Origin of the sequence: Myxococcus faecalis (genome assembly GCF_050039385.1) — a bacterium.
In the GTDB taxonomy this organism is placed as follows: Bacteria; Myxococcota; Myxococcia; order Myxococcales; family Myxococcaceae; genus Myxococcus; species Myxococcus fulvus.
Window position 1 is genome coordinate 7,706,244 of record NZ_CP144336.1, and the last position, 19,743, is coordinate 7,725,986.

The 19,743-nt window shown below is 71.4% G+C and carries 14 protein-coding genes; 6 read left to right on the top strand and 8 right to left on the bottom strand.

Features of this window, described 5'->3' with window-relative positions; translation table 11 throughout:
* Positions 1 to 32: 32 nt before the first annotated feature.
* Positions 33 to 2,048 (bottom strand): YgiQ family radical SAM protein, encoded by a 2,016-nt coding sequence (locus VZQ01_RS31085; protein WP_426745425.1) that lies wholly within the window; start codon positions 2,046 to 2,048, stop codon positions 33 to 35.
* Positions 2,049 to 2,435: 387 nt separating this feature from the next.
* Here VZQ01_RS31085 and VZQ01_RS31090 point away from each other — a divergent pair, with 387 nt between their 5' ends.
* From VZQ01_RS31090 to VZQ01_RS31100, 3 genes are all read left to right on the top strand, one after another.
* Positions 2,436 to 3,065 carry a hypothetical protein gene (locus VZQ01_RS31090; RefSeq protein ID WP_223781892.1) on the top strand — a complete coding sequence of 210 codons (630 nt, stop codon included), beginning with the start codon at positions 2,436 to 2,438 and terminating at the stop codon, positions 3,063 to 3,065.
* The gene (locus VZQ01_RS31095; RefSeq protein ID WP_426745426.1) at positions 3,058 to 4,038 is read left to right on the top strand and encodes a type VI immunity family protein; all 981 of its coding nucleotides are present in this window, start codon (positions 3,058 to 3,060) and stop codon (positions 4,036 to 4,038) included. The genes VZQ01_RS31090 and VZQ01_RS31095 overlap by 8 nt, the downstream gene beginning before the upstream one ends.
* Before the next feature lie 156 nt (positions 4,039 to 4,194).
* Complete coding sequence (locus VZQ01_RS31100; RefSeq protein WP_426745427.1) at positions 4,195 to 7,707, top strand: AAA family ATPase; 3,513 nt, start codon at positions 4,195 to 4,197, stop codon at positions 7,705 to 7,707.
* A 67-nt stretch (positions 7,708 to 7,774) separates the two neighbouring features.
* On the opposite strand, the gene VZQ01_RS31105 is transcribed toward VZQ01_RS31100, so the two are convergent.
* The 4 genes from VZQ01_RS31105 to VZQ01_RS31120 all read right to left on the bottom strand — a co-directional run bounded on the left by VZQ01_RS31105 (position 7,775) and on the right by VZQ01_RS31120 (position 13,251).
* Positions 7,775 to 8,326, bottom strand: a complete 552-nt coding sequence (locus VZQ01_RS31105; protein ID WP_223745266.1) for a hypothetical protein — start codon at positions 8,324 to 8,326, stop codon at positions 7,775 to 7,777.
* Between the two features lie 33 nt (positions 8,327 to 8,359).
* On the bottom strand, positions 8,360 to 11,302 hold the full coding sequence (locus tag VZQ01_RS31110) for a CHAT domain-containing protein (RefSeq protein ID WP_426745428.1): 2,943 nt from the start codon (positions 11,300 to 11,302) through the stop codon (positions 8,360 to 8,362).
* The gene (locus tag VZQ01_RS31115) at positions 11,299 to 11,874 is read right to left on the bottom strand and encodes an RNA polymerase sigma factor (protein WP_141333011.1); all 576 of its coding nucleotides are present in this window, start codon (positions 11,872 to 11,874) and stop codon (positions 11,299 to 11,301) included. Before VZQ01_RS31115 ends, VZQ01_RS31110 begins: the two co-directional genes overlap by 4 nt.
* 192 nt (positions 11,875 to 12,066) lie before the next feature.
* The gene (locus VZQ01_RS31120; protein ID WP_408889574.1) at positions 12,067 to 13,251 is read right to left on the bottom strand and encodes an alanyl-tRNA editing protein; all 1,185 of its coding nucleotides are present in this window, start codon (positions 13,249 to 13,251) and stop codon (positions 12,067 to 12,069) included.
* Between the two features lie 141 nt (positions 13,252 to 13,392).
* Here VZQ01_RS31120 and VZQ01_RS31125 point away from each other — a divergent pair, with 141 nt between their 5' ends.
* The gene (locus tag VZQ01_RS31125; protein ID WP_426745429.1) at positions 13,393 to 14,040 is read left to right on the top strand and encodes a DsbA family protein; all 648 of its coding nucleotides are present in this window, start codon (positions 13,393 to 13,395) and stop codon (positions 14,038 to 14,040) included.
* Positions 14,041 to 14,047: 7 nt separating this feature from the next.
* Here the strand turns inward: VZQ01_RS31125 and VZQ01_RS31130 are convergent, their stop codons facing one another.
* From VZQ01_RS31130 to VZQ01_RS31140, 3 genes are read right to left on the bottom strand one after another with little or no spacing between them, the layout of a single operon-like run.
* The gene (locus VZQ01_RS31130; protein WP_426745430.1) at positions 14,048 to 15,280 is read right to left on the bottom strand and encodes a cytochrome P450; all 1,233 of its coding nucleotides are present in this window, start codon (positions 15,278 to 15,280) and stop codon (positions 14,048 to 14,050) included.
* A 30-nt stretch (positions 15,281 to 15,310) separates the two neighbouring features.
* A complete protein-coding gene (locus tag VZQ01_RS31135) occupies positions 15,311 to 16,636 on the bottom strand; it encodes a sensor histidine kinase (RefSeq protein WP_426745431.1) in 1,326 nt (441 codons plus the stop codon).
* On the bottom strand, positions 16,636 to 17,328 hold the full coding sequence (locus tag VZQ01_RS31140) for a response regulator (RefSeq protein ID WP_223745272.1): 693 nt from the start codon (positions 17,326 to 17,328) through the stop codon (positions 16,636 to 16,638). Before VZQ01_RS31140 ends, VZQ01_RS31135 begins: the two co-directional genes overlap by 1 nt.
* Positions 17,329 to 17,437: 109 nt before the next feature.
* Between VZQ01_RS31140 and VZQ01_RS31145 the strand changes: the two genes are divergently transcribed.
* Together VZQ01_RS31145 and VZQ01_RS31150 are read left to right on the top strand one after the other, a co-directional pair.
* On the top strand, positions 17,438 to 18,919 hold the full coding sequence (locus VZQ01_RS31145; protein ID WP_223781899.1) for an ABC transporter substrate-binding protein/permease: 1,482 nt from the start codon (positions 17,438 to 17,440) through the stop codon (positions 18,917 to 18,919).
* On the top strand, positions 18,916 to 19,743 hold the full coding sequence (locus VZQ01_RS31150) for an amino acid ABC transporter ATP-binding protein (protein WP_223781900.1): 828 nt from the start codon (positions 18,916 to 18,918) through the stop codon (positions 19,741 to 19,743). The genes VZQ01_RS31145 and VZQ01_RS31150 overlap by 4 nt, the downstream gene beginning before the upstream one ends.

Below are 19,743 nucleotides of genomic sequence, written 5' to 3' on the forward strand. Positions count from 1 at the left end.
TTCAAACGGTCGGCTGGACGGCCGCTTTTCGCTCAGCGGGCCCTGGAGCCGTGGGGGCGTGGGCCACCGGGACGGCGCGGACCTCGGGGCGCGGGGGCCTGGGACTCACGCGGCGCGTCGTCCAGCTCGCGCCCATCCCGCTCCTCGGTGCGCTGACGTCGGGCGGCCTCGGCGGGTGTCTCCGGCGGGACGAGCGCGTGCGGGCCACGGCCGATGAGGTCCGTGCGGCCCGCCTGCTTCAGGGCCTCGCGGGCCAGGGGCCAGTGCTCGGGGTTCCAGTAGAGGAGCAGCGCCTTCTGGAGGCGCTTCTCGCGCAGACCCTGGGCCGTGTAGACGGGCTCCATCTTCAGCGGGTCGATGCCGGTGAAGTACATGGCCGTCGCCATGGCCATGGGGGTGGGGATGAAGTCCTGCACCTGACGGGGGCGCTTGCCGTTCTTCTTCAGCCATAGCGCCAGGTCCACCATGTCCTCCAGGGTGGAGCCCGGGTGCCCGCTGATGAAGTAGGGGATGTCGTACTGCTCCTTGCCGGCCTCCTCGCTGGCGCAGGCGAACATCTGCTGGAAGCGCTCGAAGCTCTCGATGCCGGGCTTCTTCATCTTCTCCAGCACGCGCGGCGAGACGTGCTCGGGCGCCACGGAGAGCTGGCCGCCCACGTGGTGCGCGGCGAGCTCCTTGACGTACTCGGGGGAGCGCTCGGCCAGGTCGTACCGCACGCCGCTGGCGATGAAGACGTGCTTGACGCCGTCCTCCTCGCGCACGTCCTTCATCAGGCTGATGAGCGGGCCGTGGTCCGTCTGGAGGTTCTCGCACACGCCCGGGTGCACGCAGGACAGCTTGCGGCAGCGCTTCTCGATGTCCTCGCTCTTGCACTTGAGCTTGTACATGTTGGCGGTGGGGCCGCCGAGGTCCGTAATCGTCCCGCGGAAGTCACCCATGCGGCGCAGGGCGCGCACCTCGCGCAGGACGCTCTCCGCGGAGCGGCTCTGGATGACGCGGCCCTCGTGCTCGGTGATGGAGCAGAAGGTGCAGCCGCCGAAGCAGCCGCGCATGAGGACGATGGAGTGCTTCACCGTCTCGTACGCGGGGATGCCCTCGCTCTTGTAGATGGGGTGGGGGACGCGGTTGAAGGGCAGGTCGTACAGCTCGTCCATCGCCACCGTGGCCTTGCCGGCGGCGGTGTCACCCACGCCGTCCTCGAGCGGGAGGGCGGGGGCGTTCATGAAGATGGCGCGGTTGCCGTGGCGCTGCGCGAGGGGGCGCGCGTTGCCGGGGTTGGTCTCCATCTGGAAGTCGCGGCTCATGACCGCGAAGGCCTGCTTGTCGGAGACGACGGCCTCGTAGGGTGGGAGGACGACCGTCTTGCGGTCGGCGGCGCGGCGGGCGGGGTCGGCCTCGTGGGCGCGCATCTCCTCGTCGTTGATGAGGTAGGCGGTGCCGCGCACGTCGCGGATGTCCTGGATGCGCTCGCCGTTTCGCATCCGGTCGGCGACCTCCATGATGGGGCGCTCGCCCATGCCGAAGACGAGCAGGTCGGCCTTGGCGTCGAAGAGGATGGAGCGGCGGACCTTCTCGCTCCAGTAGTCGAAGTGGGCGATGCGGCGCAGGCTGGCCTCGATGCCGCCGAGGACGATGGGGACGTCGGGGTAGGCCTCGCGGCAGCGCTGGGCGTAGACGATGGTGGCGCGGTCGGGCCGGCAGTTGGTGCGGCCGCCGGGGCTGTACTGGTCGGCGGAGCGGTTCTTCTTCTGCGCGGTGAGCCGGTTGAGCATGGAGTCGAGGTTGCCGGCGGCGACCCCGAAGAACATGCGCGGCGGGCCCAGGGCCTTGAAGGGCTCGGCCGAGTGCCAGTCGGGCTGGGGGATGAGGCCCACCTTGAAGCCCCGGCCTTCCAGGAAGCGGGCGATGAGCACCGGGCCGAACGCCGGGTGGTCCACGTACGCGTCTCCCGTCACGATGATGATGTCGCACTGTTCCCAGCCCCGGGCCTGCATGTCGGCGCGGGTGATGGGCAGGAAGGGATGGGCGTAACGCGTCGTCTGGGCCATGGCGGTGGGGCGGCGTCGGCGGGGGGCTTCTCTCCTAAACACCCCCGGGCGCCCGAAGCAAACAGGGCGGGGCGTGGGTGTACACCCAAGAGGGGTGGAGGGCCTACACCCTTGCTGGGTGGGGGATGGGGCGAGGCCTCAGTGGCGCTTCTGGGAGAGGCCGTTCCTGAACCCGGCGCACGGCCACCCGGGAAAACACGGTAAAGGGGGCGCTCGGCGTGGTCCCCTTGGAGTGGGAGCGTTCTGACAATGAGCCTGAGGGCTTGGGGTGTGATGTTCCTGCTGGTCGTAGCGTGTGCGACTCCGCCTCGGAGCGGTGTAGGGCCGTCGGGTGCCGAGGGTGTGACTCGCTATGAGCAGAGCCTGGACTCGGCGACGAGCGGCTGCATGCGGAATCCCGCCTGCTACTCCCAAACGGGAAGCGAGGCCATCCTTCCAGGCGTCGGACGTTCTGTTACCGCGGCCAGAGGGGTGGGCACGGCGCTGCGGATATTGGACGCCGCTGAACTGGCGCGAATCGAGCAGCTCTTGGTCCAGTGCTCCAAGGCGGCGGACCAGGAAGTCAACGAGCGCGAATACGGACCCGGGAAGAAGCCGGATGATGCGGAGTGTGAGCGGGTGGTCCGATACATCGATGGCAAGCCGCTCAGGCGCCGCATGGAACTGGGGACGATGAAACACGCAGCGGCATTTGCCTGCGTTCGGCGTGAGCTGTCGCGACTCTTCCCCGATAATGTCTCGGTGGAGCCTCGTTATGGGTTCGATGCAAGGACGGGGCGCCCTGTCCTGACGGAACGATGGGTGGGCTCACTCCGTCCGGATGTCGTGATTCATTTCGCGAAGGAGCCCAGTCGCGTCCAGTGTGTCTACGACTTCAAGTTCCCTTGCACGAAGGCCAGCAAGAGCAATCCGCTTGCCAGCCCCGAGCTTCTCCAGCAGTTGGAACGGTACGAGGCACTGGGTGGACACTGCCCACCGGCCATCATCACGCCTCAACTCGGAGTCAGCCGTGACTGAGGCCTACCCACGCATTCGTCTGGTCGACTCGGATGCCGAAGATACGCGTCTACTGGCCCGGGACGTGGTGCGCATCGTGTTCTACCTGCCTCATGACCATGTGGAACTGGGGGCCGGGGTCGAACAGACACTGACCCTCTACCGGCATGCGGTGGGGGATATGCTCACGCGTGCCTGGGACTCGGATGGGGAGTCGTTTCCCCTGACGGAAGCAGGATGGGGAGAGGTCCAGGCTTCGCTGCGGCCCAGTGCCTCCTTTCGCTTCATCGAAGAGCTTGCCGAAGACTCCGACTCGTTCCAGCGGATGACCCGACTTCAGGCGGAGTGTTCCTGGACCCTCACGGGTGATGATTTCGATGGGTACTCACTCCGCTATCTGGCTCGGCTCCCGTCGAAGACACCGCTGGAGGGAAGTGTCAGCGTGCTGAGCGCCACGTTGCCCACGGAGTACCTGGAACTGCATGGCCCAGGACGCGTGAGGGACCTGGCCATGTCGTTGGCCTCGGTCCTGCCTCTTACCTCGGGTCATGCGGGGCTCGCGCTGGAGTTCGCAGGCGCGCGATGGAAGGTCCTGCCTTTCGTCCGTGAAGAGCTTCTTCGATATCCAGGAGTGGATGTCCCCAGGGTGGATGCTCACCTGTCCGTGGGGCAGCATGTGGAGGGCGTGCACTGGCTGAACTTCCTGGGCGCCTCGTTGCTTCAGGCTGTTGGAGGTCGCGAGTCGCTTCGAGGTCGCCTCCAGTCACCGGGGACCACGGTTCGAGAAGTGGGGAACGCAGGAACCGTCGTGGTGACCCTCGGCACGGGCCCTGAGTCGGGGGACCTCTCGAAGGGCGACGACCTGCCCGCGTATCGCGAACTCGCGCGTGTGCTGGAGCCTGTCCTGGAGCCCTTCAGGCCGGGATACGCACTCGCGTGGCGTGGCTTTTCGGAAGACGAAGTCCACTGCTGGTGGCGACGTTTTCTCGACTGACTCCCCTCGGCGCCCCGCGCCTGGCCGGCTGCTGGGAGCCAGCCGTACGTGAGCGCACAGCCTCGCCCCTGGGGCTTGCATTGACGTGGATCCACGCCTCCCCTACCTTCGCGCGCCCGTACCCGGCCTGGGCCGAGGGGCCCGGGGCCCGCCGCCATGACGCACCGGACGCACAACGAGGTCTCCGAAGGGCGCCCCGCGCCGCAAAAGGAAGACTCCGTCCGAGAGCTTCACGTCGAGTACGACGACGCGCCCGTCCCACCTCCGTCCTCCCGCACTGTCCCCGAGGACATCCCGCGCTCGCCCAATCCGCTGCTGGCCCTCTCCCGCGCCAGGTCCCAGCGCCCCAAGCCTCCCGCTCCGCGCCCGGACGCCCCTTCACCCGAGGAGCCACCCGCACGCGACGTCGCCGCGCCCTCCGATGTCACCGCGTCCGAGCGCCAGGTCATCCAGGCCGCCGTCGCCACCGGGAAGCGCCGCGAGGCCTGGCGCCCTCCCGAATACCTCCCCGAGGACCTGAGCGACGCGCTCCTCTCCGAGCGCAGCCAGTACCGCGCCAAGCTGCTCCAGGACGCGCGTCAGGTCTCCCTGCAGGGCCCCGGCGTGTTGTCCCTCGTCCCCGTGCCCGCGGCGGACCCGGACTGGTCCGGTGGCTCGCTGCTCGGTTTCCTCGGCGAGGAGTGCGTCTTCGGCGGAGACGTCGTCCACCTCGACTTCGAGTCCGGCCGCGTCTTCGCCGCCCCCGACCACGGTGACGACGTGGACCGCCGCGCCCTCGCCGCCGACCGCTGGTGCTATCGGCCCTATGACTTCGCCGAGGCCCTCTGCACCGCCGCATCCGCGTACGAGGACCGTCAACCCGCCCTCCATCAGGCCCTGCGCCGCGCCAGCGGAGACGAGCCCGCGCCCACCCCGCGTCCCCAGGACGCCGAGCTTCTCCCGACCGACCGCCTCTGGGCCCAGCCCTGGGGCTGCATCTGGGGACCTCCCGGCACCGGCAAGACGACCGCCGTCGCCGACCTCATCGCCCGCGCCCTGCGCGCCTTCCCCAACGAGCGCATCCTCGCGGTGGCCCCCACCAACCGCGCCGCCGATGAGCTCGTCCTGCGCGTCAGCGCCCTCCTGGAGCGCCAGCCCATCCCCCTGCGCCCCCTGGCGCGCAGCATCTTCCGCGGCGGCACCGGCGCCAGCGACGCCCTGGCGAAGCTGCCCACCGTCACCCTCGAGGACACCAAGGGCGGCAAGCTGCGCGCGAGCATCGAGGAGCGCGAGCGCGAGCTGTACCTCCAGCGCGTCCGAGGCGGCCCCGCGCACGAGCTCGCCAAGCTCCAGGCTGAGCTGCGAGGCCTGCGCGGCAAGATGAAGGACCCCACCTTCAAGGAGGCGGAGAAGGGCGACTGTCCCCTCATGGTCCTCACCGTCCACCGCGCCCTGCGGCTGGTGTCGGAGCTCGAGGGCAAGTGCACCTTCGCGCGACTCGTGGTGGACGAGGCCGGCATGGTGACCCGCGCCGCCACCGCGCTCATGGCCCCCCTGGCCGAGCGCGTGACGCTCGCCGGAGACCCCAAGCAGATCGGCCCCGTCAGCCGCGCCGCCGAGGGCGCCGGACGCGGCTCCCAGAAGTGGCTGCGCGCCAGCGGCCTGTCCCACCTGGAGGACGCGGTGCGCGACGCCGCGCGCCCGGACGTGCTGCTCTTGCGCACCCAGCACCGCATGCACCCGGACATCGCCCGCGTCGTCAGCCACTTCTGCTACGGCGGCGCGCTCGAGGACGGTGACATCGTCAAGGCCCGCGCCGAGAAGGCCCCACCCGTGCCCGCGTTCGCCGGGACACGCGCGGGCTGGGTGGTGCTCGATGGCCTCAGCCGCGACGCGAAGCGCCTGACGCACGGCCGCGGCGAGACGGGCTCCGGCTACCAGCGCGAGCTGTCCGCCGAGCTCGCCGTGTCGCTCGCGCGCGAGGCCGTGCGCGCCGGCCTCAGCGTCCTGTGTGTCACGCCCTATCGCGCGCAGGCCTCGCTCCTGCGCAGGCTCGGCAACTCCGCGGGCTTCCGGGGCGACGCGTTCAGCGCCTCCACCATCCACCGACAGCAGGGCACCCAGTACGACGTGGTGCTCGTGGACACCGTGGCCGGAGGCCGGCCCTTCCCGCCGCACACGCTGGTGCCCATGCTCAACGTGGCCGCCAGCCGCGCGCGCGACTATCTGCTGGTGCTCGCCTCGCGCGACGAGGCCCGGGGCGCCACCATCCCCCAGCGCTTCCTCTCGCTCCTGCCGCGCCTGCGCGTCCTCCCCGGCTCGCCGCTCCGACTGGAGGCGCTGCCCCTGCCGCGCGAGGCACCCCCGCCGCCGCCACCGCCCCCCGCCGCGCCCACCAGCCTCGGCGGGGAAATCGAGGGCTCGCGCCCCACGCGGCCCCTGTTCACCCAGGAGCAGGTGTCCCTCTTCGAGCGGCGCTTCGATGACGGCCACCACCTGGTGCGCGGCGTCGCGGGCAGCGGCAAGACGTTCGTCCTGGCCCACTGGGTGGCGCGCTATCTGCTGGAGCACGAGGACACCCAGGTGCTCGTCTCGTTCTTCAACCGCGCGCTCTCGCCCCTGGTGGAGAAGTTGTTGGTGGAGGCGATTGCCCAGCGCGCCGGCCGCGAGCGGGTGCGCGCGCTCCGGGCCCGCGTGACGGTGAAGCACGTGGGCGCGCTGCGCCGCGTGGAGCCCGGGTCCTTCGACGGCGTCTTCGTCGACGAGGCCCAGGACATGGACGCCCGCGCGCTCGCCATGCTCCACGCCCTGGTCCGCCCGCGCACGTCGCAGGACGGCAAGGGGGTGCGCTGCCTCCAGTTGTTCATGGACGACTCGCAGAACGTCTACGGCCAGGTGCCCATCGACGCGCTCAAGGAGCAGCTCCCGGAGGGGCTGTCCTTCCGGGGCCGCACCCGCATCCTCAAGGAGACCTTCCGCGCCACGCGCGACATCCTCGACGTGGCCTTCAACGTGGTGCTGGACCCGCTGCGCCAGCACGGCACCAGCGACCCGGGCATGCGCGAGTACATGAAGGCCGGGGAGCTCGCGCGCGAGGGGCTCCTGTGGCTCCCCGAGGAGACGCTGGAGGGCCTCTACCGCGTGCAGTCCACCGAGCGCGGCGGCGTGCTGCCCCAGGTGCGCGGCTTCGCCTCCGGCGCGAGCGAGGCCCGTCAGGTGGCCAAGGAAGTGGCGCGGCTCATCCGCGACGAGGGCGTGCACCCCGGCGACATCCTCGTCGTCGCGCCCGTCATGCCGTCGCAGTACACGGAGGCCCTCAACCGGGCCGGTGTGCCCGCGCACGCCTACGGTGGCAAGGGCGGCCGCGACGTGACGGACTTCCGCGTCAGCGGCGTGGACCACGTGCGCGCCACCACCGTGTTCTCCTGCAAGGGCCACGAGTGCCCCGTCGTCTTCTTCGCGGGCCTGGACGCGCTGGACACCGTGGAGAACTGGATGGCCGGCGCCAAGGAGCGCAACGCGCGGGAGAACGAGCGCATCCGCCGCGCCATGTTCTACGTGGGCGCCACGCGCGCGATGAAGCGCCAGTACCTCACCGGCGTGAAGGGCGCGCGCTTCCTGCGCGTCGCCGCGTCCTACGTGGAGACGCTCTCGGGCCTGGCCCCCACCGAGGGTGGCAGGTCCGCCTGAAACGACGAAGGCCCCGGCGCCGCACCTTCGCGACACCGGAGCCTCCTGTCCTCAGCGCCTCACGTGATTACTGATTCACGCGTCCGGGGGCCGCCGTCCGCTTGACGGTCGGGATGCCCACCTCGAGCGTGGACCAGTAGGTCAGCGCGGCCAGCCGCTTCACCTTCTCGACCAGCTGCTGGTGGCCCGTGGGGTCGCCGCCGCCGCCCGACGCGCCACCCGGGTCTCCGTCATGCAGGTCGGCGACGCTCAGGCAGCCCTCCTTGTCCGTCTGGGGGACACAGTCGGTGAGCAGCTCCACGTCGCCGACGTAGAGCGGTCCTCCCGACTGCATCGCGGAGGTGTCGCCGTCCGTGGTGGCCTTCTCGGACGAGGTCTCCCCCTGGGCGCCCCGCGTCGAGGACGGGTCGCGGTTGGACTGGGCGACGATTTCGTTGCGGCTGACGTCCACCACGTAGGTGGTGAGCCGCTGGGGGTTGGCCCGGTCGCGGAGGATGACGCGGACGAGCGCGCCCTTGGGCGCCTTGCGCTGAATCTGCTCGGTCGACGGAACCGTCTCGATGTGGCGGCACGCCGCGACGCCGAGCAGCAGGGGGACCAACAGGAGGACTTTCTTCATGGGTTTTCGAGACTCTGGGATGAGACGAGGCAACTACTCGAAGAGGAGCACCTGGCGGACCCAGGCGCTTCCCCGACTGCGGAGCCAGTCCTGACGTGCATCGCGAAGGACGCGGGCCGCGGGCAGCCCCTCGCGAATGCGCGCCAGCACCGGCTCGAAGAAGTCCGACGCCTCGGCGTCGGGAATCTCCTGCGTGGCGGCGAGCACGGCCCGGGCCCCGGACTCGACGAACGCCACCGGCAGGCCGAACGTTTCATGGAAGTACGCCTTGCTGTGCGCGGCATGACACGCCGCCAGCAGCACCACGGGCCGGCCCTGCAGCCGCTCACCGTGCAGGTCCGACGCCGTCAGCGCGTAGCGGCCGCCCTGCGCCTCCGGAGAAAGCACGAGCAGCGAGCCATCCGCGGCGCTCGGGTCGACGACGCCGTGCGCGTGAATCTGCACCTCCGTGGCCTCGCGCATCGCTCGCAGCACCTGCGACGGCGTGGCGGAGGCGCCTCGCAGCGTGGCCAGCGTCGCGTCCTCGTCCTCCGAGGGGCGCCAGGCGCGCAGCGAGGGCAGGCGCAGCTCCGCGGGGGCATGCACGTCCGCCACCACCAGCCGGCGCGAGGGCTGTCCGGTGGGCTCGTCGGGGGTCGCTCCGACACGGTAGGCCCAGGCGATGTCCGGCGGCAGCAGGTCCGGCTTGCCGAGCACCGGCGGCCGCGCGAGCACGTCCACGTGGGGGCAGTCGCGCAGGGCCTGTGCGAGGCGCTCGGGGACCAGCCCCTCCACGCGCTCCAGCCGCTCACGGCGCTGGGTGTCGAAGTGGCCGACCCAACGCCCCGACGCGTCGCGGGCCACCAGGGCCGTGCGCTCGTCGTCCACGGTGACGCCCAGCGCGCAGCGCTCGGGCAGGGGCAGGGCGCGCTCCTCGGCGAAGAGGGCCATGGCCCGCTCCAGCTCCTCGTGCCGGGAGGCGTCGAGGATGAGGGACGTGAAGCTGTACACGCGCGCCTTGCGGGCGTTGACGTCCGAGCCCACGAGCGGCGCCGCTTCCTCGATGGCCTGACGCAGCAGCGCCTGTCCCCGACGGCGGTCCTGCTCGACGAAGAAGCGGCCCTCGATGTGGCGCAGCATCGCGCCCTCGCCCGCGGTCTCCAGTCGGGCCGGTGAGGCTCGCAGCGCCTCCAGGCCCCGGCTCAGCACCTCGGTGTCCTCGGCGCGGCGGGCCTGCGTGTGGGCCAGGTCCGCGATGGCGAAGGCGCGCGCCAGGGAGGGCGGGTTGCCGCAGCGCGCGGCGCGGTCCAGCTGCTCCCGGGCGCCGTTGAAGTCGAGCGTGCGGTGGAAGGCGAGCGCGAGGTTGACGTAGGCCGACTCGTGGTCCGCGCAGCGCTCGGGCAGCCGCTGGATGTTCTCCTCCAGGTAGGCGCGCGCCAGCGACAGGTCTCCGTGGAAGAGGGCCACCTGGCCCAACTCCTGGAGCAGCCGCCACTCCTTGGTCCACTCGTGCCCCGCGCGCGCCCGGGCGAGCGCGAGCAGGCCGTGCGCACGGGACTCGACGGGGCGGTGGAGCTGCCGCTCCACGAGGGCCAGGTTCCGCTCGAGCTCCAGACAGCGGTAGTTGAAGCGCGCGCCGTCAGGACAGGTGCGCAGGGCCTCGGTCAGCCGCGTGCGCGCCTGGGGAATCTGTCCGCGCTGGATGTCGGCGCGCGCCTGGCGCTCCTCGGCGAGCAGCGCGAACCACGGGTCTCTCGTGGCCAGCGCGAGCTCGCGGTACTCACGCTCGTGCTGCCGCAGGTCCTTGGGGAAGAGCAGGGCGCCCAGGAGCAGGTCGTCCTGCCGGGCCTCGCGCAGCTTCACGAGGAAGGTGTCGAGCTGCGCCGGGGACAGCTCGTTGCGCGTCAGCCGCACGTAGTCCGCGACGAAGGGCGCGCGCGCGGAGAAGTCCGAGCGGGCCGCGCGCTGGAGGGCGTCCTCCAGGTGGGTTCCGCCGTCCACGGCGTCGAGCTGGCGGGCCAGGGGTCGCAGCGACTCGACGCGCTCGGGGGAGGTGGCGGTGCGCAGCGCATCGTAGAAGCACAGGCGGGACAGGCCGGGGTGCTGCTCCACCTGGGCCTGGGCGAGCACGGGGCCGCCGGACACCATCTGGTCGCAGTCCTGCTTGGTGCCCTTCCAGCCCTTGCGCTGGGTGTCCTCTTGACGGCGCAGGTTGGCGGCGCGCTCGGCGGCCTCCTGGCTCCAGCCCGGCTCCTGCTGCGCGGCCACCTGCTCGAAGGCCTCGGCGGCTTGCAGGGACAGGCCCAGCTTCTCGAGCGCGAGGCCGCGGTTCCACAGCGCCTGGGGATGGCCGGGCTTCGCCTTCAGCGCGCGGTCCACCAGGGCGAGGGCCTCTTCGTGGGCGCCGCGCTGGAGGGCGAGCGCCGCGCGGTCCGAGTCCAGGTCGGGGGAGGCGGGCAGCTTGTCGAGGAAGGCGGCGGCCTGGGCGGGGTCTCCGCGCAGCAGGTAGGCGGAGGCGATGCCTCGCTCGTCACCGACCTCCTCCAGCTTCGCCAGCTCGCGCAGGGACAGCGCGCGGGGCGAATTGCCGCCGCTGCGCATCACCTCGTAGGGGCGATGGCGGTCGGCGCCCGGATGGGTGAGGCGGGCCTCGAGCGTGCGGCCCGGGTCCTGCCCCAGCCACAGCTCGGGGGAAGTGGGGGACGAGTCGGTCCGCGTCACGAGAACCCACGCCGCCAGGCCCGCGGCCAGCGCCAGCGGCACCACCATCATCCAGTTCCTGCGCCGCTTGAGCTGGGGAGGTGGGGGGACGAAGGCCAGTGTGGAGTCCCCGGGTTCGTGCAGGGCGTCGTCGGCGAGGAGCTCGAGCGCGAGCAGTTCCTTCATCCGTGTCTCGCACGCGGTGCAGCCGGTCAGGTGGTGGCGGAAGTTCTCCGCGTCCGCCGGGGCCAGCTCACCGTCGATGAAGGACTCCAGTCTGTCGCACTGCTCGGTCATGGTCTGGCCCTGCCTTCACTCGAGGCGGCGCTAGGGGTCAGCAGCCCCCGCAGAGCCTGCCGCGCCTCGCTGAGCCACCGTCCCACCGTTCCCTCGGGCGCATCCAACCGCTGAGCGATGGCCCGGTATCGAAGTCCCGCCACGTGGAGCCGGTAGGCCTCCTGGAGATGGGGAGGCCGCAGCTTGTCGATGGCCCGCTGGAAGTCCTCGCGGCTGACCTGCTCCCACTGCTCCAGGGCGGCGGGTTCGCCGGAGGACTCCGTGTCCTGCACCACACGCAGCGCGGGGGCCCCCAGGACCTCGGTGCGTCTGCGACGACAATGGTCCAGGAAGCGGTTGCTCAGCGTGGTGCTGAGCCACACGCTGACGGCGCCTGGGTTCTCCGCCACCAGCCGGTCGAAGTTCCGGTAGGCGCGCTCGAGGGTCTCTTGCACCAGGTCCTCCGGGTCGATTCCACCCCCGGAGCACAGGCGTCGGGCAAGGCGAAGCAGCCCCGGTCGTCGCGAGCGTGCGAAAGCATCGAACTGGCGGTGCTGCCCGTCGTCCATCGTGGCGCGAACCCCTACACCCATCTTCTCATGTCGTTCCACCGGTGGAGCGCCCCCTCCGTACGATGTGAACGCGTCCGAGGAAATCCCTTCGGGTGGAGTGATTCGTGACGCGATGCGTTGCGGGTGGGTGCGGGTGGAAAAGACTCATGTCCAGGGAGGGGGAGGGTGATTTCCGCTCCCACGGTCCGCCCCGGAGGTGGGGTGGGGCCTGCTTCAGCCCCGCAGGGACGCCACGAGCGCCGCCCAATCCGTGCTCGCCGGAAGCCGTCCCTCGGCGTGCTCCGGGCGTCCACCCCCGCGTCCTCCCGCGGCCTCCGCCGCCCGCTTGAGGAACGCGCCGCAGCCGAACGTGGACGCACTGCCCCGCGCGATGAGCACGGCCAGCCCCTCGGGCGCGCGGCCCGCGAGGAACACCACCGCCTCCGGCCGGGACGTGAGCCTCGCCGCCACGGCGCGCAGTTGCTCCGGCCCCGCGCCGTCGAGCACCGCCACCACCTGCTTGTCCGCCGAGGCCTCCAGCGCCTGCGCCAGCTCCACGGCCGTGTGCTCCGCCAGCCGCGCTCGCGCCGCGCCCAACGCCTCGCGGGCCTCGGTCAACTCACGCCGCAGCTTCTCCACCACCGTGGGCACCTCGGCCGGTCCACACGTGAACGCCCGGCTCATCGCGCGCAGCACCCCCGCCTCCTCCCACAGCTCGCGCCGCGCACGCGGCCCCGCCGAGAAGAGGACCCGCCCCTTGCCCTTGTAGCGCTCCACGCCCAGCACCCGCACCATCCCCACCTGTCCCGTGCGCGTGCAGTGCGTCCCGCCACACGGCGACACATCGAAGTCCCCCACCTGGATGACGCGGATGTTGTCCGTCACCTTGGGCGCACGCCGCAGCGGCAGCGCCGCCAGCTCCTCCGGCGTGGGGAAGAAGGCCCGGATGGGCAGGTCCGCGTCGATGATGGCGTTGACGTGCGCCTCCGCCTTCGCCACGAGCTGCTCGTCCAGCGTGTCCTGGTCCGTGTCGATGGTGCACGTGGCCCCCAGTCGCGACGACACCGTGGCCGCGCCCGCGATGTCCAAGAGCGCCCGCGACAACATGTGCTGCCCCGTGTGCAGCGACATGTGCACGCGCCGCCGCTCCGAATCCACCACGCCCTCCAGCGCCTCACCGGGCGCGGGCAGCACGCCCTCCACCAGGTGATGCACCACCCCCGCGTCGTCCACCTGCACGTCGCGCACGGGCAGCCCCCCGAGCACGCCCTGGTCCCCCATCTGCCCACCGGCCTCCGGATAGAAGGCCGTGCGGTCCAGCACCACCGAGGGCGCGCCATTCCACGCGCCATGACCCACCACCCGCGCGGTGAATCGATGGAGGAAGGGGTCCGCGTAATCGAGGCGCTCGGTCGTCATGGTGCGCGGGAAATAACACGGCGCTGAAACTCCCGCGCCGCTCGCGTCACTCCTTGCGTGCGAGGGCATCGCCCCTCGTCACGCCAGGCCTCCAGGCAGGACGCCGGGCGTGCCGCATCCATCCCACTCCAGAGGTCCACCATGAAGCTCCGCGCTCCCGCCCTCCTGGCGGCCGCCGTCGTGTTCTCTTCGCTCAACCCCGCCCTCGCCGGTGACGAGCCCACCCCCGACTGCGACAAGCAGCCCAAGACCGCCCGCGCCCAGCCCAAGCTCATCTCCGCCACCCCTCGCTCGGAGGCCCCCGCGCTGGGGCCCCGCGACGCCCAGGTGACGGTGGAGGTGTGGAGCGACTTCCAGTGCCCCTTCTGCCAGCGCGGCGCGTCCACCGTCGAGGGGCTGCGCGAGCGCTACGGCGACAAGATCCGCATCGTCTTCCGCCACATGCCGCTGCCCCGCCACGAGAACGCGAGGCTCGCCGCCGCCGCCGCCATGGCCGCCCACGAGCAGGGCAGGTTCTGGCAGATGCACGACGTGCTCTTCGACAACCAGGGCGCCCTGGACCGCGCCTCGCTGGAGAAGTACGCCAAGGCGCTCGGGCTGGACGTCGCGAGCTTCAAGCGCGCGCTCGACACCAAGGCCTGGGACAACTACGTGGAGGCCGACCGCCTGGAGGCCCAGCGCCGAGGCATCGTCGGCACGCCCACCTTCTTCATCAACGGCACCGGCGTGACGGGCGCGCAGTCGCTCGACACCTTCGCCACGCACATCGACGCCGCGCTCAAGCGCTGAAACAACCTCAGGCCGGGTCCCACTCGACGAGCAGCTGCCGCGGGCCCCGGTGCAGGAAGTTGGGCAGGTAGCGGACGGCCTCTCCCGGCGCCAGTCGCAGCCCGGGCAGCCGCTTCAACAGCAGCTCCATCGCCAGTCGCACCTCCATCCGCGCCAGCGGCGCGCCGATGCAATAGTGGATGCCCATCCCGAACCCCAGGTGCTTGCCCACGTCCGGACGGCGGAGCACCCCCTCGCCGGGCGCGTGGAACACCGTCTCGTCCCGGTTCCCCGACGCATAGAGCACCAGCAGCCGCGCGCCCTCGGGCACCTCCACGCCGCCCAGCGTCACCCGGCGGCGCGTGGTGCGCATCATCCCCTGCACCGGCGCGTCCAGCCGCAGCGTCTCCTCGATGGCCCGGGGGATGCGGCCCGGGTCGTCCCGCAGCTCGCGCAGCCGCTCCGGCGCGCGCAGCACCCACACGAGCAGGTTGCCCAGCAGGTTCGACGTCGTCTCGTGCCCGGCGAAGTGCAGCATGGAGATGAGGCTGATGAGCTCCACGTCGCTCAACGGCGGCGTGTCCTCGTACCGCGCCTCGATGAGCGCGCTGATGAGGTCATCGGTGGGCGCGCGTCGCCGCGCGGCGATGTGCTCCGCCAGGTACTTCTGGATGGAGACGAGCCCCCTGGCGCACTCCACCTGGCGCTCCACGGGCGCGTTGCCCGCGGACATCACCACCAGGTCCTCCGTCCACTGCTTCAGCCGCGTCACGTCCGAGTCCGGCAGCCCCATGATGGCGCCGACCACGCGCGCGGGCAGCGGGTAGCCCAGCCTCTCCACCAGGTCCGCCTTCCCCTCGTGGGCGAAGCCGTCCAGCAGCTCCGTCGCGATCGCGGACACCCGCGCCTCCATCGCGCTCAGCCGATGCGGCGCCAGGGCCTTGTTGACGATGACCCGCATGCGCGTGTGCTTGGGCGGGTCGTCATCCACCAGCGCGGGGACCTGGGGGTAGCCCTCCGCCAGCACCGCGAGCACCTCCGGCGCGGGCGGCACGGGGTTGCGGAAGGCGTTGGCCGACAGGAAGTCGTCCGGGTTGAGCACCACCGCCTTGATGTCCTCGTAGCGGGAGACGACCCACAGGTGCATCTGTTCGCTGAAGTGGACGGGAGCCTCGTGGCGCAGGCGCTCGTAGAGCGGATACGGGTCCTCCACGTAGCGAGGCTCGAAGCGGCTGGCGAAGGCGGGCGGCGAGGAGGACATGGTGCTCTCGAGGGACAGTCGCGTGCGGGCTCAGGCCGTGTCCGGATGCGACTTCGGCGGGGTGGGGACTCCGCCTGACAGTCCGGGCAGGTGCATGGCGAGCGGAGGGATGCGTGGGAGGCGGACGGTGAAGCGCGTGCCCGTCTGGGGCGAGGTCTCCACGTCGATGCGTCCCTGGTGCGAGGTGATGATGCCGTGCACCACGGCCAGCCCCATGCCCGTGCCTTCACCGGCGGGCTTGGTGGTGAAGAAGGGCTGGAACAGCCGCGCGCGCACCTCGGGCGTCATGCCGTGCCCGGAGTCCTGGACGCACAGGACGGCCTCGTCGGCCTCCATGCGCGTGCTCAGGAAGATGCGTCCGCCCGAGGGCATCGCCTGCGCGGCGTTCATCAGGAGGTTGACCACCACCTGCGCCAGCTGCCCCGGACGTCCGAGCAGGCGCGGCAAATCCCCCAGCGTCACCTCCACCTCGCAGCGCGACTGCACCTGCGTGCGGGTGATGCGCAGCGCGACGGCGATCTCCTCGTTGAGGTCGTACTCCTCCAGCGCGCCCGGGTCTCCCCTCGCGAAGCGCCGCAGGTCCGCGACGATGGCCACGACCCGCCGGATGCCGTCCGCGGTGGCGGGCAGCACGTCGTCCACGTACTCCTGCAGCTCCGGCGGCAGGTTCTCGCACGCGCGCAGGTCCATGAGCAGCGCGTTCACGTTGCTCTTCACGTAGCTCATGGGGTTGTTGATTTCGTGCGCCACGCCCGCGGCCAGCATGCCCAGGCTGGACAGCCGCTCCTGCTCACGGGCGCGCCGGTGGGCCATCTCCAACTGCTCGTGGGCCAGGGCCAGCTCGTCGTGCTGGCGCGCCAGCTCGCGCAGCGTCGAGTGCGTGAGGAAGACGCGGCCCTCGGAGAGCGCGTACGTGAGCACCGACAGCAGCACGAAGCTGGCGGCGACCTCGGGCGCGGCCCCGTCCGACAGCGCCGCGCCGGCCACCAGCACCAGCATCAACCCCAGCCGGCGCCGGGCGCCCGAGTCCGCGAAGCGGTCCACCCACAGCGCGTTGAGCGGCAGGTACAGCCACACGGGCAGCGCCCAGTCGCTCACCACGCCGTAGAACACGGTGCCCACCATGTTCAGCGTGAAGCGCGTGGCCTCGGCGGCCTGGGTGTGCCGCGAGAAGAACCCCCGCGCGAGCACCACGTTGGCCCCCGTCACCCCCGCGAAGGCCACCGTCACGACGAGGACCTCGTGCCAGCGCCCCCAGAGGCTGACGATGAGCAGGCCGTGGATGAGGAGGCACGCCAGCAGGGTGAAGCGCTTGAGGCGGCTGTTCACCCAATCCGCGTCGACCTCCGGGGCCATCACGCCTCGCCCAGCCCCGGTCGAACACTCGGCGCGCTCTGGGCGCGCATGGGCAGCTCCAGGCGCAGCCGCTGCGGCCCGCCCACCTCCGCCACGAAGGACAGCCGGCCACCGAAGCGCTCCAGCAAGCCCCCCACCACCTTCAGGCTGTCGTCGGCCAAGAGGCCCGCGAAGCGCTCGATGATGGACACGGCCTGCTCGGCGGGGAACGACGGGTCCGCCACCTGGACCTTCAGGACCAGCGCGGCGTCCGTGGGGCTCACCTCCGCGCTGACACCCAGGGGCGCGGCGCGGAACGGGGCGTAGAGCTGGGCCATCGTCTCGCGGTGGCGCAGCAGGCCCGACAGGTACGTCACCAGCTCCGCGTCATCCCAGGGCTTGCTGATGAACCGGCAGATTTCGCCCTCGTTCACCGACGCCACCACCGACTTGAAGTCGGCGTAGCCGGAGATGATGAGCCGCAGCGCCAGCGGGTGGCTGCGTTTGATGCGCTGGAGCAGCTCGCTGCCCGTCATCCCCGGCATCCGGAAGTCCGTCAGGACGATGTCCGGGCTGAAGGTCTTCAGCCGCTCGAGCGCCTCTTCTCCGTTGAACGCGAGCTGGACGTCGAAACCCTCGCGCCGCAGCAGCCGCCTCAAGGCGTGCGCCACCTGCGGCTCGTCGTCCACCACCAGCACCTTGTATGCTTCCATGACGCCTTGGCTCCTCTGTCGCGACACTCTAGTACGCAGTCCCGGAGAAAGTGTCAGGACCTGAATACTGGGTCACACCTGCACCTGCTACAGAGTGGGAGTCCCTGAAATGGATGTGAGCGGTGTGTGGAGGAGGGGCGGGGCGCTGCTCGTGTTCGCGGTGGTGTTGACGTCCTGCGTCCAGCGGGAGGAGCCCGGACTGGAGCGGGTGCGGAGGGCAGGCGAGCTTCGCTGGGGCGCGGACGCGCAGGGCGGCGAGCCGTACGCCATGGAGGACCCGGACGTGCCCGGGCGCATGCGCGGCTTCGAGGTGGAGCTGGCGGACGCGCTGGCGCGGGAGCTGGGCGTGCGCGCGCGCTTCGTGCAGAACGACTGGTCCAGCCTCATCCCCTCCCTGGAGCGGGGCTCGTTCGACGTGGCGCTCAACGGCATTGAAGTCACCCCGGCGCGCAGCGGACGCATCCTCTTCACCCGGCCGTACTTCATCTTCCAGCTGCGGCTCCTGGCCCGGCGGCAGGACGACAGCGTCACGGGGCTTTCGTCCTTGCGTGGCAGGAGGGTGGGGACGCTCGCCAACTCGCAGGCGTGGGACCTGCTCCAGCGCGAGGGCATCCAGGCGGTGCCGTACGAAGGCGTGGAGGAGCCCTACATCGACCTGGAGCAGGGGCGGGTGGACGCGGTGCTGATGGACGACCTCATCGCCCAGCGCTACGGCCAGCCGAGGCCCCAACTGCGCGTGGTGGGCGACGTGGGCGAGGGCTACTACGCCATCGCGGTGCGGCCCGGGGACGAGGACCTGCGCGCGGCGCTGGACGTGGCGCTGGGGCACGTGGCGCGCTCGGGGGAGCTGCGGCGCATCTTCGCCCGGTGGAACATCGACAGCGCCCAGCAGCAGAAGATGGTGGAGTGGACCGACGCGCAGACGCGCGAGGTGCTGTCGCAGACGAGCACGGCGAAGCTCGGCTGGGGCCAGGGCCTGATGTTCCTCCAGGCGGCGCTGGTGACGCTGGTGGTGTCCGTGGGCGCCATGGCGCTCGCGGTGCCGCTGGGCGTGGGGCTGGCGCTGGTGCGCCTGTACGGGCCCCGGTGGCTGTCGGGGATGGCGTCCTTCTACGTGGAGGTGTTCCGTGGAACCCCGGTGCTGTTGCAACTCTATGTCCTGTACTACGGGCTCGCGGGCGTGCTGCGGCTGGACGCGCTGAGCGCGGCGGTGCTGGGGCTGGGGCTGAACTACGCGGCCTACGAGGCGGAGGTGTACCGGGCGGGGGTGCTGGCGGTGCCCCGGGGGCAGATGGAGGCGGCGCTGGCGCTGGGCATGTCCACGCCGCTGGCGCTGCGCCGGGTGGTGTTCCCGCAGGCCTTCCGGGTGGCGCTGCCGAGCGTCACCAACGACTTCATCGCGCTGCTCAAGGACAGTTCGCTGGTGTCCGTCATCTCCGTCGTGGAGCTCACCAAGCGGATGACGATTACCGCGGTGGATGTTCGCAGTTGGTTGTTGCCCGGGGCGCTGTGCGCGGCGCTCTACCTGGCGATGAGCTACCCTCTGTCCCTCCTGGCGAGGCGGTTGGAAGCGAGGTTGGCGCGCGGATGATTGAAGTGAAGGACCTGTGCAAGCGGTACGAGGGGCGCATGGTGCTGGATGGCATCAGCGCGGCCTTCGCGCCGGGTGAGGTGGTGGCGCTGGTGGGCCCCTCGGGCGGCGGCAAGAGCACGCTCTTGCGGTGCCTGAACGGGCTGGAGCCCTTCGACGCGGGCAGCATCCGGGTGGGGGACGACGTGCTCGGCCCCAGTGCGTCGCGAGCGAGCGGCGCCGCCGTCTCCAACATCCGCCGCCGCGTGGGCTTCGTCTTCCAGCAGTGGCACCTGTTCGCGCACCGCACCGCGCTGGGCAACGTCATCGAGGCGCCCCGACACGTGCGGGGCCTGGACGCGAGGAGCGCCACGGAGCTGGGGCGCGCGCTGCTCGCGAAGGTCGGCCTGTCCCACCGCGAGGAGGCCTACCCGTCCGAGCTGTCCGGCGGTGAGCAGCAGCGGGTGGCCATCGCCCGCGCGCTCGCGATGGAGCCCGAGGCGCTGCTCCTGGACGAGCCCACCAGCGCGTTGGACCCGGAGCGCGTGGGCGAGCTGGTGGCGCTGTTGTCGCGGCTTCGCGAGGACGGGCTCACGCTGGTGGCGGTGACGCACGAGATGCGCTTCGCGCGCGAGCTGGCCTCGCGCGTCCTGGTGCTGCACGGCGGGCGCATCCTGGAGGAGGGCCCTCCCGCGCAGGTGCTGGAGCGGCCCCGACATGAGCGCACCCGGACCTTCCTGGGGCTGGCGCGGGAGCAGCCCGCCCCGGAGCCGGAGGTGTCCACGCTGGAGGCGGGCAGAAGCGGCGTCGTCACGCTGTTCCCCGCCGCGACCGCGAGGGAATGA

What these genes read in the sequence shown, in the direction of transcription:
- VZQ01_RS31115 (WP_141333011.1), bottom strand. Translation starts at nt 11,874, where the DNA reads ATGGGTGTAGGGGTTCGCGCCACGATGGACGACGGGCAGCACCGCCAG.
- VZQ01_RS31150 (WP_223781900.1), top strand. Translation starts at nt 18,916, where the DNA reads ATGATTGAAGTGAAGGACCTGTGCAAGCGGTACGAGGGGCGCATGGTG.
- VZQ01_RS31145 (WP_223781899.1), top strand. Translation starts at nt 17,438, where the DNA reads ATGGATGTGAGCGGTGTGTGGAGGAGGGGCGGGGCGCTGCTCGTGTTC.
- VZQ01_RS31100 (WP_426745427.1), top strand. Translation starts at nt 4,195, where the DNA reads ATGACGCACCGGACGCACAACGAGGTCTCCGAAGGGCGCCCCGCGCCG.
- VZQ01_RS31125 (WP_426745429.1), top strand. Translation starts at nt 13,393, where the DNA reads ATGAAGCTCCGCGCTCCCGCCCTCCTGGCGGCCGCCGTCGTGTTCTCT.
- VZQ01_RS31090 (WP_223781892.1), top strand. Translation starts at nt 2,436, where the DNA reads ATGCGGAATCCCGCCTGCTACTCCCAAACGGGAAGCGAGGCCATCCTT.
- VZQ01_RS31110 (WP_426745428.1), bottom strand. Translation starts at nt 11,302, where the DNA reads ATGACCGAGCAGTGCGACAGACTGGAGTCCTTCATCGACGGTGAGCTG.
- VZQ01_RS31120 (WP_408889574.1), bottom strand. Translation starts at nt 13,251, where the DNA reads ATGACGACCGAGCGCCTCGATTACGCGGACCCCTTCCTCCATCGATTC.
- VZQ01_RS31105 (WP_223745266.1), bottom strand. Translation starts at nt 8,326, where the DNA reads ATGAAGAAAGTCCTCCTGTTGGTCCCCCTGCTGCTCGGCGTCGCGGCG.
- VZQ01_RS31135 (WP_426745431.1), bottom strand. Translation starts at nt 16,636, where the DNA reads ATGGCCCCGGAGGTCGACGCGGATTGGGTGAACAGCCGCCTCAAGCGC.
- VZQ01_RS31085 (WP_426745425.1), bottom strand. Translation starts at nt 2,048, where the DNA reads ATGGCCCAGACGACGCGTTACGCCCATCCCTTCCTGCCCATCACCCGC.
- VZQ01_RS31130 (WP_426745430.1), bottom strand. Translation starts at nt 15,280, where the DNA reads ATGTCCTCCTCGCCGCCCGCCTTCGCCAGCCGCTTCGAGCCTCGCTAC.
- VZQ01_RS31140 (WP_223745272.1), bottom strand. Translation starts at nt 17,328, where the DNA reads ATGGAAGCATACAAGGTGCTGGTGGTGGACGACGAGCCGCAGGTGGCG.